The organism is Micromonospora sp. DT201, from assembly GCF_049841575.1.
Classification (GTDB): domain Bacteria; phylum Actinomycetota; class Actinomycetes; order Mycobacteriales; family Micromonosporaceae; genus Micromonospora.
This window is the reverse complement of the sequence record NZ_JBNCKP010000093.1, coordinates 1-353: the sequence shown is the minus strand read 5'-3', so window position 1 is coordinate 353 and position 353 is coordinate 1. Positions and strand designations below refer to the sequence as shown.

At 68.3% G+C, this 353-nt stretch carries 1 protein-coding gene; it reads right to left on the bottom strand.

The annotated features are described in order from the left end of the window. Nucleotides 1-329, bottom strand: a 329-nt coding sequence (locus tag ACLQ28_RS34555; RefSeq protein ID WP_425690456.1) for a ketoacyl-synthetase C-terminal extension domain-containing protein, incomplete at its 3' end; no start/stop codon positions are given. Nucleotides 330-353 lie beyond the last annotated feature (24 nt).

The window sequence follows — 353 nt, the reverse complement described above, 5'->3', positions numbered from 1 at the left end:
AACACCACACGACCATCAGCCGAAACCCTGCTGCCCTGCACCACCAGATCCGGGGCCAACCGCACCGCACGATGATCGAACCGGGTCCGGGACATGGCCAACGACCACGCCACCTGACCTGGGTCGGCGTCCGCGCCGTTCAGAGCGGGAGCCTCGTCCAAGGCGGCCAGCCCGGCCTGCACCGCAGCCGGCGATTTCCCGGACACCACCCACGGCACAAGATCCGACTCGATCAACGGCACCGAAGCCTCGACCGGCTCCTCCGGTAGCTCAGGTGCCTGCTCCACGATCACGTGCGCGTTCGTGCCACTGACACCGAACGACGACACACCCGCACGACGCGGCCGGCCAGT